The organism is Pontibacter arcticus, from assembly GCF_003284895.1.
Classification (GTDB): Bacteria; Bacteroidota; Bacteroidia; order Cytophagales; family Hymenobacteraceae; genus Pontibacter; species Pontibacter arcticus.
The window spans coordinates 108877-123901 of sequence record NZ_QMDV01000001.1; the positions used below are offsets into that span (position 1 = coordinate 108877).

Sequence of the window (15025 nt, forward strand, 5' to 3'; positions counted from 1 at the left end):
GGTTATACTTTATACGCAGCTTTGTATAAATACAAGTATGGGATTTGCTTTCAGGATGGCGGTTTATACTTGCGTTTAACTCAAAATCCATAAAAAAAGCAGGAAACGGTTATGGTTTCCTGCTTTTATACCTGGTTTATACTTTCGGATTAATTTCCGTACAGACGTTGGCCGCCAACTTGTGTCAGCATCAGGCCGTCCGGAGCCGGATTTACGACGCCTGTTTTAACTAAATGCTGTTCAGCTTGGGTTTGTACGTCTTTATACTTCGGATATTTTTCCTGCAGGTAAGGGTATAGTTCCTGGTAAGTAAGCACCTGGCCTTCCTGCACATCCATTTTCTTGAAAGCATCTATGATGCACTGCGATAAGTTTTCGATATTTTCAGCTTCAGAATGTATTTCCTGCATCGTTCTAAGTTTTAAGTGTAGGATAAAAGATACGCAAGCCTCGGTTTAATAGTTAAAGCAGGTTTATACTTAGTTGGCAGCTTTAAAGCTGAGTGCTGCCGAGTTCAGGCAATAGCGCAGCCCGGTAGGCTTGGGGCCATCATCAAACACGTGACCGATGTGGGAGTCGCAACGCGGGCAAACCACTTCGGTGCGCAGCATCCCCATCGACCTGTCGGTTACTTCTTTCACATTCTTTTTAGAAACTGGTTTCCAGAAGCTTGGCCAGCCCGTACCCGACTCAAATTTGGTTTCTGAGCTGAACATGGGGTTGCCGCATGCGGCGCAGTTGTAGATTCCTTTTTCGTGGTTATCGTTGTATTTGTTCACAAATGGCTTCTCGGTTCCCTTCTTCCGGAGTACATAAAAGGCTTCCGGCGAAAGTATTTTTTTCCATTCGGCCTCGGTTTTTTTCACCTTCCCGGTTGGTGCCTGGCTGCTTAGTTGTTTTGTTTCCTGGTCTGAAAGTGGTGCCGTTCCGGTAGCGGCCGTTGTTTTTTCTGCGGACTTACTTTGCTGGCCACATGCCTGCAGGCTTACTACAAGGCACAAACTGAAGATTAAATAGGCTGTTTTCATACTTTATACTACGTTAAAAAGTGGCTCTCCGGATTGGGATGCACTTGTACTTATACTTCATCTTAACCAAAAACCAGACCTGATGTTCAGACATAAACAGGCATGTTGGCGAACTTAAAAAGAACATAACCTGTTTATTTCGAGCAGGCTACTAAAAATGTGCATTTTTTTTAGTATTTTTGCACCTCGAAAAACCAATTCAATGCAGAACATTCGAAATATCGCGATTATCGCACACGTAGACCACGGCAAGACAACGCTTGTGGATAAGATCATTCATGCTTCAAAGCTTTTCGCCGAGCACCAGCACTTTGACGACCTTATACTGGACAACAATGACCTGGAACGCGAACGCGGGATCACGATTGTTTCCAAAAACGTATCAGTTCGTTACAAAGGCGTTAAAATCAACGTGATCGACACCCCTGGTCACGCCGACTTTGGTGGTGAGGTAGAGCGTGTACTTAAGATGGCCGATGGTGTACTACTTTTAGTAGATGCTTTTGAAGGTGCCATGCCTCAGACACGTTTCGTATTAGGTAAAGCGATCCAGCTTGGCCTGAAACCAATTGTAGTTGTAAACAAAGTAGATAAAGAAAACTGCCGTCCGGACGAAGTACACGAACAAGTATTCGACCTGATGTTTAACCTGGAAGCTTCCGAAGACCAGTTAGACTTTACCACGCTTTATGGTTCGTCTAAGCAAGGTTGGATGAGCACAGATTGGAACCATCCAACTGATAACATTACGCCTTTACTGGATGCTATCATTGATGTGATTCCTCCTGCTCCTTACCGCGAAGGTACGCCGCAGATGCAGATCACATCCCTAGATTATTCTTCTTTCGTAGGTCGTATCGCTATCGGTCGTGTGCACCGTGGTACGCTTAAAGAAGGTATGCCGATCAGCTTGTGCAAAGCAGATGGTTCTATCAAAAAAGGTAAGATCAAAGAACTTCAGATTTTTGAAGGCCTTGGCAGAAAATCGGTAACCGAAGTATCAGCCGGCGAGATCTGTGCTATTACAGGTATTGAAGGTTTCGACATTGGTGATACCATCGCGGATGCAGAAAACCCGGAGCCACTGGCACGTATCTCTATCGATGAGCCAACTATGAACATGCTGTTCACGATCAACAACTCTCCTTTCTTCGGTAAAGAGGGTAAGTTCGTAACATCGCGCCACCTGCGTGATCGTTTGTTCAAAGAAACAGAGAAAAACCTGGCCCTGCGCGTTCAGGAAACCGACCGTGAAGATACTTTCTTAGTGTTCGGTCGTGGTATTCTGCACTTGTCTGTACTGATCGAAACCATGCGCCGCGAAGGCTATGAGTTACAGGTTGGCCAGCCACAGGTAATTTTCAAGGAAATTGACGGCACACGCCATGAGCCAATTGAGCACCTGGTAGTAGACGTTCCGGAAGAAACAGCTGGTAAAGTAATTGAGCTGGTATCGATGCGTAAAGGTGAACTGACGATTATGGAGCCTAAAGGAGACCTGCAGCACCTGGAGTTTAACATACCTGCGCGTGGCCTGATCGGTTTGCGTAACAACGTACTGACTGCTACAGCTGGTGAGGCGATCATGAACCACAGATTCCAGAGCTACGAGCCTTATAAAGGCGCTATTCCAGGCCGTAACAACGGTTCTATCATTTCTATGGAAACTGGCCCTGGTACAGCTTACTCAATTGATAAATTACAGGACAGAGGTGTATTCTTTGTTGATCCGGGTGTAGATGTATACATGGGTCAGGTAATAGGAGAGCACAACCGCCAGAACGATATCACGGTAAACATCCAGAAAGGTAAGAAGCTGACAAACATGCGTGCTTCCGGTTCTGATGATAACGCGAAGATCGCTCCTGCGAAGAACTTCTCGCTGGAAGAAGCCATGGAATACATCCAGAAGGATGAGTACCTGGAAGTAACGCCAAAGAGCCTGCGTATGCGTAAGATCTACTTAGAGGAGAACGAGCGTAACCGCATGGGCAAGAAAGAAGAAGTAGCTTAAGCTAACCACTTATAAAGTATAAAAGTCCCCATCTGGCAACTGCCGGGTGGGGACTTTTTTTGTGTTAGCAAAACCTATCTCCTACCAATGTGCCTTCTCTATGACCAAGCGCTGAGGGAGAGTTTGAGCGCCCGGGGATTTGTAACTCTTGCTTATAATAATATATTTATATTTGTAATTATAAGAATCTAAAATACTTCTGCTCTATGGTACTTTTTTACCGCCTTCTGTTTCTTGTAACGTTCATTGGTCATTCAGCCTTTGCCCAATCTACTTTCACAAAACGTCATACATTAGACCTATCTAAACAGACGCTTCCTGACCTGCCCAAATCATTTTACATCGATAAAGTGATTGACAGCCGTTTAGTAAAACAAAGTGTGGGAGAAGTGCAGTTGGGTATCCTTAACAGCAAAGCAAGCGCTGTTTTCAATACGCCACTGGAGCAGGAGCTTCAACAGTTCATCTCGTTTCATCATCCAAAACAGGAAAACCAAAAGCCAGTTATACTTCGCATAAACAAACTTTGGATATCTGAAAACACCACTCTAAACTCTGAAACAGGCAGTACTGAATTACTAGTTGATTTCATATACCAGCAGGATAGTATATTTTATAAAGTATATTCTGCCTCTAATATTACCACTTATCAGGGACTGGATGTAACCAAAAAGCATGAGCAGAAAATAGCACAGGCATTAATGGAATGTATGAGCAAATTTGCTGTCCAGGATTTTGAAAAACTCCTGGCTTCAGCCGAGGTTCTTGCGCCGGAGCAGGTTAATGCTACCTATTCTAAAGAAACTGTTGTGCAGAACTACCCGATACTGCAGGCCACAAATTTTACAAAAGGCATATACCAGACGTTGGATGAGTTCAGAAATAATGCTCCGAGCTTTACTACCGGGTATGAATTAAAAGAGCAAGTAAGCGGCCGCCTGATGCCGGTAGCTACCACGGAAGATGGCAAGAAAAAGAACATTAAGGCTGCCTGGGGTTTTACCGATGGCAACAACTTATTTATCAATTACGGCGGTGTGTATTATCCATTGTCATTTGCCGATAACCAGCTTACCTTTATTGGCCCGCCAACACCTGCGCAGGGTACAGGCGCTATAATAGCAGGCGGGGTAATGGGAGGCATGATTGGTGGCGCTATTGCAGGTGGCCTTGTTGCTGCAACAGCAAAGCCAGCCGAGTACTCCTTAGATTTAGTTACCGGAGCTATACTACAGGGTGGCAAACCTGTAGGTATGAATACCAATGACGCCATGCTTATACTTTACCGCGGAGCAAAAGGCGAAAAAGAACAAGCTGTGCATATTCTATTGAACGGGCAGGAACATGTCATACTTCCTAATACATTCCTGGAAATGAAATTAAGCACTACAGATGGCGGTACCTCTATCTGCCCTGACACCGAAAAAGACAAATGCCTCAATTTTATGCCTGTTCCCGGAAAAACCTACTACATTTCCTCTAGCCTCGCTGCAAAATCGGTAACTGATCTGCCCGAACTTAAAGTGGAGGATGAGGCTACAGGAGCTTACGATTTAAGAGGGATAAAATTCACGCAGGAAAAAGCTAATAAGAAAGCTAGTAAGAAGTAATATATTGCCACATTGATTTGAAAGTCCCCATCTGGCACCTGCCGGGTGGGGACTTATTTTGTTAACTAACACGTGTTATCTGGTTATGAACGGTTATATCCGGATTCATACGCTTACTGTTTTACTTTTTGAGTTGCCGTTCTGGCCATTTTAAGGTCTTTTTAGCAGCTACGCGAAACAATTAAGTTGGAGTACGGAATATAGTCTTACTGTTTCGAAGCAATTCTATTAAAATTTAATCGTCCTTAAAATATAGTTTTACTCTGCTCCAAAGGTTTTCTGCATAAAAAAAGTATATATTAGTAGTATGCCATTTGATAGGGAAAGTAGAATCTTTATAACTATCTCCAGTAAAAACTCATGAAATTTTAATTTTGAACTACGGGCATAGCGCTAATAACCATATGTTTGCGCTTTTCCAGTAGTTGTGGTAAATAGAAAACAAATTATGCTTAAGTATATCACGGCATTTTTCTTATTTGTGCTTATTGCTTCTTGTGGGAGAAGTAATGAGGAGAGAAATAATACCAGTGAAAGTCTTAAGAACAGCTCTACAATTCCCAAAGAAGAACTTCATGATTTAATAAACAGCTTTTTGATAGAGGAGAATAATAAAGGTCTTATTGTTCTTCAAACAAGCGAAGTGAGGAAATTGGAGAACCGATTAATCACCCAAAATGGAGACACAGTTATTGATGATACTCTCCCTGCCCCAATTTGGGAATTCAGGTTTAACCGTAGAGTTTTCAATAACATCGTTGAAAAAGGACTTCTGGATTCCACGGAGGCATACTATATTTTCGAAAGTATGAAACCAAACTTCACAATAGTGTTGGATTCATCCCGGCTTTACAGAAAAGCAATCTCGGAGGATAAGTTGAATTCATTTTTCTCGTCAGGCAATGACATAGAAGGGTTTAGAAAGCTTGAGGTAGCAACAGGTGCCACAACTTTTATTATACTTTCAACTCCATTATTAAATAAGACCAACACAAAAGCATTTATAGCTGCAAACAGCTATGAACTTGGCCAGCATATTAATAGGACTCATTATATGCTGGAAAAGAAAAATGGAAATTGGCAGGTTGTTTTCAAAGATTTTAACATTTTTTTTTAAAAACTACTTACCACAATAACACCTAAACGTCAGTCTCGGCCGACGGCCTAGCACATTGTTTACACGAGTCCGTTAGCACTTATAAATTACGTATGTAAACCGCATCAATCAATATATCTAAAGAATGTAAATAGCTATATCATAACAAGCAAAGTATAAACTAGGCAAACATGGACGAAATCAAAAAAGAAGACATCAAGCAGGAAGTGTTTGATCTGTATGATGATTATGCGCACAACCGGCTTAACAGACGCGATTTTGTGCAAAAGTTATCGATCTATGCGGTGGGAGGCCTTACTGTAGGCTCTCTTATGAGTTTCCTGATGCCCGATTACCAGGGTGCAGTGCAAACTAAGCCAAACGATAAACGCTTAAAATCTGAATACATCCATTACCAGTCTGAGAAAGGTGGCGGTAAAATAAAAGCGTTGCTATCCATACCTGCCGGTAATAAGAAACCATTAGGGGGCATTATCGTGGTACACGAAAACAGAGGCCTGAACCCACACATTGAAGATGTTGCCAGAAGAGCCGCCCTAGCCGGTTTTGTGTCGCTTGCGCCAGATGCTTTAACGCCGCTGGGTGGCTACCCGGGCACTGATGATGAGGGCCGCGCCATGCAAAGCAAACGCGACAGGAACGAGATGCTCGAAGACTTTATAGCCGCCTACCACTACCTGAAAAACCACAAAAGCTGCAATGGCAAAGTAGGTGTGGTTGGCTTTTGTTTTGGCGGATGGATCTCGAACATGATGGCGGTACGCATTCCGGATTTAGCAGCAGCTGTTCCTTTTTACGGCGGGCAACCGGCTACAGAAGATGTACCAAGTATAAAAGCGCCCCTGCAACTGCACTTCGCTGAGCTGGATACGCGCGTAAACGAAGGCTGGCCAGCGTACGAACAGGCTTTAAAGGAACATGGCAAAACATACGAGGCTTACATGTATGCGAACGGAAACCACGGCTTCCATAACGATACAACACCCCGCTACGACAAAGCCATGGCAGAACTCGCCTGGAAACGTACCATTGATTTTTTCAGTAAGAAATTGAAGTAGAAGTATAAAGTTTACTTTATATCCGCCTTGCTCGTATGGATTATAACAGTAGCCTGTTTTATATGGATTCGATTCGTACGCTGAAAAAGAGGCGAAAAGCGAAAAACAAGGGTACGCGTTGAACACATTTGCTTTTATGTTCCTTTGCTGGTAAACTTGTATATGAAACGACTTTGTACTGCTGTATTCTCTCTCCTGCTGGCTGCTTGCAGCACCTCGCCTAGTAGTGATTTTGTCCGGGAAAAGACCAAACAGCAAATCAATGAATTCTATACGCAAACGGAGGTGCAAGCCTACACCCCCGTTTTTTACAGTGATTTAGATACTGCTCAGTATGTAACAGAAACAGATGGCACCATTACCAAACTTAGCGGCTATGTCATCCACAATTACAAGGCAAAGGCCACCGATGGCTCTTTTCGCAACTATACCGATACCTTTGATATAGATGTGTTCAAAGAGCAGGTCGTGGTTATCCCGCGCGGCTATTGACGCCCGGAGTCCAGCGCTTTCGCTGCTCATATTGGTTTCCATGCTGGCTAAACAGTTATCAAGTACCTGCCCCATACTATTTATTCTGTGCTTGCCAAAGAATTTTTAATCATCTATACAAGAGTCCTCGACAAGCTCAGAAAAACAAATAAAAAAGGTCTTCACTTAGTAGTGAAGACCTTTTTTATGAAGCCTATAACTTAAGCCCTACAACTTAAACTGTACTGAGAACTTAAGCCCGAACTTGCGGGCGTCTTTATTATCTAAGTAAGATAACCGGTGGAAAGCATCCACGCGCAGCACTTTAAAGATATTCTCGATGCCGTACCCCACTTCCATATAAGGTTTGCCGCCACCGAAAGTATAGAATTGTTCCTGCGGAGCGCCATCTATACCAACCGGTGATAGCATTTGCTGGTTTTTGGTACTCAGGTCGCCATACAGGATATTGGCAGTGGCCAGCGTACGCCATTTCAGCTTACGGATAAGTGGCAGGCGGTTAAAGAAAAGCCCCTCAAAATACTGTTCGTAGTGCAAAGATGCGTAGGTATCGCTGGCAAACTCAAAATTGTTGAGCAGGTTAAAAGCGGCAGTGTAGTAAAAAGGCGTTTCGTTTCCGGTATGTACTTCCAGTAAAGGATACGGCACCGCCGAAAATATCTTCCCCGCATCCAGTTTATAGTTGGCATTTCCTAAAAAGCCCATCGGGAAATCATGCGTCACGTTCACATCTACGCGCTGGTAATCCAGTGTAGAGCGCATGATGTTGGGCAGGCCTGCGGTATACTTCAAGGTAAAAACAGGGCGGTTGCCGTTACCCAGGCTAATGCGTTCATTGTCGTTTTGTACGTATACCTGGTGGCTGGCAATGCGCGTGGTAAAACTTACCTCTGTGGTCGTAAAACCATCTTTTAATACAGGCTGGTCGCCTTGCTGCGCAACGTAAGCAAAATTATACTGCGGCGCGAAAACACGGTTACTGAAGGCAATGCGCTGGGTTACGCCGCGTAATACATCACGTTGTAGGTACGCGCTGTTCTCTGTTACTAAGATCGGCCTCCTTAAGGTGCCAAAGCGCGAGAAACCCATAAAAAACGGACTTGCTTCCAGCCTTTCCGACATCAGGCCTACCTGTTGCAGGTCTTGTTTATGTGTTACGCCTACTTCGCTCCAATGGTCGCGGGAAAGTATGAAACGGGCACTTGTGCTATACTTCAGTTTTTTATCATCGGTGCCATAGGCAGCATAACCACGCAGCTCCAGTTTGTTACTGAAATCGATGTTGGTTTTGCCGCCTAGCTGGAAGCGGTGGCCTTCAAAATTGTTCCAGGCGTACGTATAAGGCCACGGTCCCCAGCTGAATTTCCCCATTTTCTGATAGCCGGTACTCAACAGCGTCATGATGGTAGTAAAGCGTTTGATCTTAGGGGTTTCCCGGATAGAGTCTATGGTGGCGTATACTTGCTTATCGGCTATGGTAAGCGTATCATGGCGGCTGGATTGCCAGAAAGAGTCCTGCTGTTTGGTGGCTTCCTGCAGTAATTCTACGGGTTTGTCAAAATACCGGTTGGCATGTGGCTGATTTACAACTACATCTTTGTACGAAGTATAAACATGCGCTTTTATACCTGTTTTAGAGCGGTTAAGGCCCTGCAACTGAATGGTAACGTCTGTTCTGTTGGGTATCCAGGCAATGTCGTTTACAGGCTGCAATTCCTGCACCAGCCGGATGCCGTCCACAAAGTTTATGTTAGCTGATCTGCTTATTTCCACATCAATTTTACGGAGGGCATACGTTTTTTCGGTTATCCAGATAGTACCGTTAAAAGCCAGGTCCTGCGGGCGCTTCTGGTTTACTTTGATCTGGTAGCACCATTCATCACCAATAAAAAGGCTATCCTCTAATTCATAGTCATAGGCTCTTTTCCAGCCATCAGCAATCGGGCTGATAAAATCTTTCTGTAAAACACTTACGCGGTTCTGGTAAAAATTGTAATCCTGGTACGAGCTGCCCATCAGCTGCGACATCAGGCTGCCATCCTGCAAACCAATGCCGGTCACTTTAGTAGCTTTAATTACTTCCTTCTGCAGTTTGGGATCGCGGTTATAGCTAAAATCCGAAAGCGTTTCCGACATAAAGAACGGCAGTTGCTTATCGCCTTTCTCCCCTTTTTGCAGCTTATCCGTATCCACAAAACGCGTAACGGCTCCTGTTACGGCATCTTTCCCCTTCTTTTGCCCCAGCCCGTTCAGGTGCAGTTGCATTTTGGTATAAGCCTCGTACTGGTAAGCGGTCAGTTTACGTTTGTCGTTTGCATTTTTGTGGTTTATCACTTCCCGCATAATCTTAAAAGCAGGATTTTCGCCGGGCCTAATCACAATTTCCTGTAGTGCGTGCGCGCTTGGCTCCAGTTTAAAGATCAGTTCTTGTGCGGCCACACCTTTCGCTACAGGAAGCGTTTTGGAAGTATAACCTACAAAAGATGCCGTAAGGGAATCCGGAGCTGTTGAAAGCCGGATATTAAATGCTCCGTTCAGATCGGAAGAAGTGCCAAGTGTGGAGTTTTTTATATAAATGCTGACAAACGGGAGCGCTTCTCCTGTTGCAGCATCGGTTACCTTGCCTGAGATACGGATCTGTGCCTGTAATACCGTACTGCTCAAAGCAAAAACCAATAGAAGTATGATTCGTTGCAATGTCTTGTTTCTAAAATTCAGGTGCAAAAGTAGAGTGAACTATTTAGAAAAGCTATAACTGAACGCAATGTTTATGTTGGAACACCCTTGTATAGAAAAATATATTTCATATACAATATAATTCACTAATAACTAGCACCTTAACACAAGCATAATTTTCCTGATAAAGCCAGTAATATTTGATTACTGTACCCTGCTTTCCGGGAATTTGCGGCTGCTAAAACCACCCCGTAAAGTATAACTATACCTGCCAGGTAAATGTACCGTGTTTTATACTTTGGGTAGTTTAAGCTGTAGAAAGAAAGCTTTGTAAGTATACTTTCTTTCTGAATGAAAACTTTGCTTTGATTTTACGTTAGATAGATTCAAAATTGACGATCCTTAATATATGAATATCCGTTACCGGGAAACCATACTTGTACTCCTCTTGCTTTCTTCGGGCTGTGCCCGTAAAAACTTCTTCTCCAAAACGCCCGTTTCCGACCCAGCCGTGTACCAGGCCTTGCAAACGAACACCACTCCCATCGATAGTGTAACCGTGCAGGCTGGCAAGCATTACAAGCGTTCGGGCTTTCATAACATTTTCTGGGGCTCGCATTACCGCAATGTATGGGCGGCTCCTGTTACGGTACCTGTTTTCGATTTGAAAACCATGCACGGCGGTATGGAGATCGAGAAAAAAGGCGGTGGTTTCCAGACAACCAGCCTGACCTTAGCCAGCAAAAGCGGCATGACCTACGCATTGCGCTCGCTTGATAAAGACCCTGTAGCGGTAGTACCCAAAATCTGGCAGAAAACTTTTGTTGCCAACGTACTCCGCGACCAGACATCAGCCCAAAACCCTTACGGAGCTTTTATTATTCCGCCCCTTGCCGAAGCTGTTGGGGTACCACATGCCAATCCGCAACTGGTGTATGTAAAACCTGCTGCCAAAGAGTTTGGCGAGTACGAAGAGCTTATCAGCGATGGCGTGTACATGATCGAGGAAAAGTATAACGACGAACGCGCTCTTACTCCTATGCTCGGCGATGCTGTGGATATTGTGGGCTCAGGAAAAGTGCTGAACAAGCGGTTCGAAGATGATGACCACTTTATAGATCAGTTGGCCTTTGCAAAAGCAAGGTTGCTCGATATTTTCATTAATGACTGGGACCGCCATGAAGGCCAGTGGGAATGGGCCAAGTATGAACCTGGCGAAGAGAACGTGTACCGCCCGATTCCGAAAGACCGCGATAATGCGTTTTTCCGTTTTCAGAACGGGCTTATTCCCTGGATCTTCAGCCGCAACTGGGCTATCCGCAAATTCGAATCTTTTGACGATGAATATAACGATGTGAAAGCGCTGGCCATTAACTCCAAGTTTATAGATGACCGCGCTCTGAACATGGTAACACGTGCGCAGTTCGATTCGCTGGCAAAAGAGATGCAGCGCTCCCTGACCGATAACGTGATCGAAACGGGGGTAAAACGTTTGCCTCCTTCGGTTTATAAATTGGTGGGCGAATCAACTACGCAGAAGTTAAAAAACCGCCGCGACCAGCTGGATAAAGCCGCAGCCATGTTCTATAAAGTACTGGCCGAAGAAGTATTGGTAATAGGCACCGATATGGAAGAAACTTTTGAAGTAAAACGCCTGAACGATGAGGAAACGGAAGTAAGCATTGTCCGCAAATCAGACAAAAAGCAAGTATACCACCGCATCTTCAAAACCTCCGAAACAAAAGAAATTAAATTGTATGGCCTCGCCGAAGACGATAAATTTAAGTTGAGCGGCGAGGTTAACAAAGGAATAAAGATCAGTATCATTGGTGGCCGCGGCGAAGACGAGATCAAAGATAAATCTGTTGTGAAAAGCGGCGGCAAAAAAACCTGGGTATACGATACCGTTGTAGGTACCGAACTGGAAGGTGGCCCAAGCACCAAAGATAAACGCACCAGCGATGTAAGAGTACACGCTTTTGATAGAGAAGGGTTCTGATAAGCTGAGGTTGGCTTTAAAACAAAAGGGGCTGCAATTAATTGCAGCCCCTTTTGTTTTACATATGATCTTTATCTGTCTTTCTTATTTGTGTCGCTCCCGCCACTTTCGCTGCCACTGCGGCTATCCGGGTTTTTAGCGCTTTTAAGGCCCTGGCCTTGCTGCTGCGAAGCTGTAGGCTGTGTGCCGCTTGGGCTTGTATTTACAGCCCCTTTGCGGTTTGCTTCATTCGGATCGTTTTCTGATCCAAGCTTAGCTTTATTTTCAGTGCTTTGCTTCGCGCTGTTTTGATTTTGCGGGTTATTGTTATTCTGATCTTTCATAGCTTGTCGGTTTAGGTTTAGTACATCGCCTGTCAGGTAACAGGTTGTATATTCTTACGCCTATACCAACAGCTAAGTTATGGCAATGCTTACTGGCTCTTGTTTACAACGGTAGCAGATGCCTGTGCAGCCGGCAATATCATCACCTCAGCCAGGTTTACGTGTGCAGGGCGCGTTACCATAAAAGCGATCAGTTCGGCTATATCCTGAGCTTCCAGGGCTTTGTAACCCTGATAAACGCTGGCAGCACGCTCCTTATCTCCTTTAAAGCGCACTTCCGAGAACTCCGTTTCTACCAACCCCGGATTAACTTCCGATACTTTGATGCCTTCCTGAATCAGATCCATCCGCATTCCTTTCGAGAGCGCATCTACCGCATGCTTGGATGCACAGTAAACATTCCCGTTCGGGTACACCTCTTTGCCCGCAATAGAGCCGATGTTAACGATATGGCCTTTTTTATACTTTTGCATCAACGGAATTACGGCATGGCTTACGTACAACAGGCCTTTCACGTTTATATCGATCATTGCATCCCAGTCAGCCAGGTCACCACCCTGTACCGGCGACAGGCCGTGTGCATTACCAGCATTGTTTACGAGCACTTCGATCTGTTTCCAGGCATCCGGCAGCGAGTTAATGGCATCGGCTACCGCATTTTTATCGCGCACATCAAAGGCTAACGTATAAACCGGAACTCCGCTAAGCTGTTGTTTCAGTTCTTCCAGGCGTTCTGTTCTGCGGCCTGTGGCAATAATCTTAAATCCCTGTTTTGCCAGTTCCAATGCGGTTGCGTGGCCAATACCAGAGGTGACTCCGGTTACAAGTGCTATTCTGTTCATCTTTTATTCAAAGAAAAGTATAAGCGATACGTTGTGGTTTTTCAGTTTCTGGATGCTGCGGTCGTACAGTTGCAGGTCGTCGTTTAACGGATCGTGCATGTTCATCAGCCCATGAGAAAAACGGAGTTCGGGCGCAAACTTAAAGTACGGGTAAAAAATATCGAGCCCGACGCCATACTCCAGTGCCAGGTCAAATTTTTTGGTCTGGATCAGCTGCGTCTTGGCATCTTCCGGCGAATTTTTCAAACTCCCCATATCGATGCCGGGCTTTATCCCTCCCACAAAATACATCCTGAAGTTACCACGGCGCTTGGCTTTATACTTTAAAAGCAGCGGCAACTCGATCATGGTAGAGCTCAGGGTTTGGATATCTTCTTCCGAACTCTCAGCGGCAGTATTCGTGAATGCGATCTGGCGGCCGTAAAAACCTACACCCGGCACAAAGCGTGCATCCAGGTAATCGGCGAGACGCACGTTAAGCACCAGGCCGGTATAAAAACCAATGTTGGATTTGGTATTGGCTGTAATATAAGGCGAGCCTTCTACAGCAGCCAGGGCCAGTTGGTCTGCGTACCACTGCGAGTGCTCCAGGTTATACTTGGTTAGCGGCATGGCCAGGTAAAAGCCGTAATGTACCAGTTTATCGTCGTAGCCGGGTTTGTTCTGGGGCGCTTTGTTTGTCTGAGCTATACTTGTGTGGGTTATACTTAGCAGCAGAAACGCCAGAACAATTATTTTGTACCGATGTAGATCGAACTGATCCCGAATGTGAGTGAATGCCATTTTGTGTTTTTAAATCCTACTTGCTGATAGATGTTTAAGAAATCCTGCCCGTCCGGGAACGCCTGTACCGACTCCGGCAGGTAGGTGTACGCTGCATTGTCCTTTGAAACGATCTTACCTACCAGCGGTAGTATATTTTTAAAATAAAATTGAAAAAGCTGCTTCATCGGGAAACTGCGTGGCTTCGAAAACTCCAGTACCACAATGGTTCCGCCCGGTTTCAGCACACGGTTCATTTCTGAAAGGCCTTTGCTCAGGTTTTCGAAGTTGCGCACTCCGAAGGCTGCTGTTACGGCATCAAAGGTATTGTCTGCAAAAGGCAGGTTTTCCGAGTCGCCGTACTGCAGTTCTATCTTATGGTTCAGACCTTTTTTGGTGAGCTTCTCACGTCCTACGGCTAACATGCCCTCCGAGATGTCTGCGCCCACAATTTTATCCGGGTTCAGCTTTAGTAACTCGATCGCAAAATCGCCGGTGCCGGTTGCAATATCAAGTATAAGCTTCGGTTTTTGGGGAGCCAGCAGACTTACCGCCTTCTTGCGCCAGATTATATCGATCCCAGCACTCAGAAAATGGTTCAGGAAATCATACTTGCCGGCAATGTTATTAAACATGGTGGCCACCTGCGATTTCTTGTTATCGTCCTGGTCTTTATAAGGTACTACTGCCATATGCGTTTCTAATTCAGATTCAGACAAAAATACGGCACCTGCTCTTATAATGCATAGCTTATGTGTTTAAATATAAGTTGCGCTTTAGAATTATTTGATTTTGTGTGGGTTTTGCTGGTGTAGCTTGATAATGTGAGTATGCTTTTTTGCTACCGTAGCTTTTTCTTTCTTCGTTTAGAAGTTCTTGTTTTATAGTTGGTTTTTTCGCCTCGCCGGCTAGGCCTCACTTTTCTCCTTGATGAGAAAAGTAAGCAAAAGAATCAAGACAATTCGAAACTCGCTGACGCTCAAACAGCGAATTGTCGAAGTGGTGCACCTTGCTAAAGTCTATCGCTCTTAGCAAGAGTATAGTTTATACTTTGTCGAACTTTAATAAAGCAGCTGATAGAAGAAAAAACCTATTCCAGTTCTT

Annotated in this window: 13 protein-coding genes; 6 read left to right on the forward strand and 7 right to left on the reverse strand. The window is 44.7% G+C overall.

What is annotated here, in order from left to right; all coding sequences use genetic code 11:
* Positions 1-149 precede the first annotated feature (149 nt).
* Complete coding sequence (locus DP923_RS00475; RefSeq protein ID WP_239020890.1) at positions 150-410, reverse strand: hypothetical protein; 261 nt, start codon at positions 408-410, stop codon at positions 150-152.
* A gap of 69 nt (positions 411-479) precedes the next feature.
* Complete coding sequence (msrB, locus tag DP923_RS00480; RefSeq protein WP_112303625.1) at positions 480-1028, reverse strand: peptide-methionine (R)-S-oxide reductase MsrB; 549 nt, start codon at positions 1026-1028, stop codon at positions 480-482.
* Positions 1029-1230: 202 nt separating this feature from the next.
* Here msrB and typA point away from each other — a divergent pair, with 202 nt between their 5' ends.
* The 5 genes from typA to DP923_RS00505 all read left to right on the forward strand — a co-directional run bounded on the left by typA (position 1231) and on the right by DP923_RS00505 (position 7319).
* Entirely contained in the window at positions 1231-3042 is a 1812-nt protein-coding gene (gene typA, locus DP923_RS00485) for a translational GTPase TypA (protein ID WP_112303627.1), read from the forward strand.
* A gap of 206 nt (positions 3043-3248) precedes the next feature.
* On the forward strand, positions 3249-4652 hold the full coding sequence (locus DP923_RS00490) for a hypothetical protein (RefSeq protein WP_112303629.1): 1404 nt from the start codon (positions 3249-3251) through the stop codon (positions 4650-4652).
* Between the two features lie 448 nt (positions 4653-5100).
* A complete protein-coding gene (locus DP923_RS00495; protein ID WP_112303630.1) occupies positions 5101-5769 on the forward strand; it encodes a hypothetical protein in 669 nt (222 codons plus the stop codon).
* Between the two features lie 170 nt (positions 5770-5939).
* Positions 5940-6827, forward strand: coding sequence for a dienelactone hydrolase family protein (locus DP923_RS00500; protein ID WP_112303631.1), 888 nt, complete (start codon positions 5940-5942; stop codon positions 6825-6827).
* A gap of 162 nt (positions 6828-6989) precedes the next feature.
* On the forward strand, positions 6990-7319 hold the full coding sequence (locus tag DP923_RS00505; RefSeq protein WP_112303632.1) for a hypothetical protein: 330 nt from the start codon (positions 6990-6992) through the stop codon (positions 7317-7319).
* A 207-nt stretch (positions 7320-7526) separates the two neighbouring features.
* Here the strand turns inward: DP923_RS00505 and DP923_RS00510 are convergent, their stop codons facing one another.
* Positions 7527-10016, reverse strand: coding sequence for a DUF5686 and carboxypeptidase-like regulatory domain-containing protein (locus DP923_RS00510; protein WP_165838121.1), 2490 nt, complete (start codon positions 10014-10016; stop codon positions 7527-7529).
* Between the two features lie 388 nt (positions 10017-10404).
* On the opposite strand from DP923_RS00510, the gene DP923_RS00515 reads away from it, so the two are divergent.
* A complete protein-coding gene (locus DP923_RS00515; RefSeq protein WP_112303634.1) occupies positions 10405-11994 on the forward strand; it encodes a hypothetical protein in 1590 nt (529 codons plus the stop codon).
* Positions 11995-12065: 71 nt separating this feature from the next.
* Here DP923_RS00515 and DP923_RS00520 read toward each other — a convergent pair whose 3' ends face one another.
* The 4 genes from DP923_RS00520 to ubiE form a co-directional block, all read right to left on the reverse strand.
* Complete coding sequence (locus tag DP923_RS00520) at positions 12066-12317, reverse strand: hypothetical protein (protein WP_112303635.1); 252 nt, start codon at positions 12315-12317, stop codon at positions 12066-12068.
* 89 nt (positions 12318-12406) lie between these two features.
* Complete coding sequence (locus DP923_RS00525) at positions 12407-13159, reverse strand: SDR family NAD(P)-dependent oxidoreductase (protein WP_112303636.1); 753 nt, start codon at positions 13157-13159, stop codon at positions 12407-12409.
* Positions 13160-13162: 3 nt separating this feature from the next.
* Positions 13163-13942, reverse strand: a complete 780-nt coding sequence (porT, locus tag DP923_RS00530; RefSeq protein ID WP_112303637.1) for a type IX secretion/gliding motility protein PorT/SprT — start codon at positions 13940-13942, stop codon at positions 13163-13165.
* Positions 13891-14613, reverse strand: coding sequence for a bifunctional demethylmenaquinone methyltransferase/2-methoxy-6-polyprenyl-1,4-benzoquinol methylase UbiE (gene ubiE / locus DP923_RS00535; RefSeq protein ID WP_112304744.1), 723 nt, complete (start codon positions 14611-14613; stop codon positions 13891-13893). Before ubiE ends, porT begins: the two co-directional genes overlap by 52 nt.
* Positions 14614-15025: the final 412 nt, after the last annotated feature.

Excerpts from the sequence above, each read along its gene's own strand:
- DP923_RS00475 (WP_239020890.1), bottom strand. The coding sequence starts at position 410 with ATGCAGGAAATACATTCTGAAGCTGAAAATATCGAAAACTTATCGCAG.
- msrB (WP_112303625.1), bottom strand. The coding sequence starts at position 1,028 with ATGAAAACAGCCTATTTAATCTTCAGTTTGTGCCTTGTAGTAAGCCTG.
- typA (WP_112303627.1), top strand. The coding sequence starts at position 1,231 with ATGCAGAACATTCGAAATATCGCGATTATCGCACACGTAGACCACGGC.
- DP923_RS00490 (WP_112303629.1), top strand. The coding sequence starts at position 3,249 with ATGGTACTTTTTTACCGCCTTCTGTTTCTTGTAACGTTCATTGGTCAT.
- DP923_RS00495 (WP_112303630.1), top strand. The coding sequence starts at position 5,101 with ATGCTTAAGTATATCACGGCATTTTTCTTATTTGTGCTTATTGCTTCT.
- DP923_RS00500 (WP_112303631.1), top strand. The coding sequence starts at position 5,940 with ATGGACGAAATCAAAAAAGAAGACATCAAGCAGGAAGTGTTTGATCTG.
- DP923_RS00505 (WP_112303632.1), top strand. The coding sequence starts at position 6,990 with ATGAAACGACTTTGTACTGCTGTATTCTCTCTCCTGCTGGCTGCTTGC.
- DP923_RS00515 (WP_112303634.1), top strand. The coding sequence starts at position 10,405 with ATGAATATCCGTTACCGGGAAACCATACTTGTACTCCTCTTGCTTTCT.
- DP923_RS00520 (WP_112303635.1), bottom strand. The coding sequence starts at position 12,317 with ATGAAAGATCAGAATAACAATAACCCGCAAAATCAAAACAGCGCGAAG.
- DP923_RS00525 (WP_112303636.1), bottom strand. The coding sequence starts at position 13,159 with ATGAACAGAATAGCACTTGTAACCGGAGTCACCTCTGGTATTGGCCAC.
- porT (WP_112303637.1), bottom strand. The coding sequence starts at position 13,942 with ATGGCATTCACTCACATTCGGGATCAGTTCGATCTACATCGGTACAAA.
- ubiE (WP_112304744.1), bottom strand. The coding sequence starts at position 14,613 with ATGGCAGTAGTACCTTATAAAGACCAGGACGATAACAAGAAATCGCAG.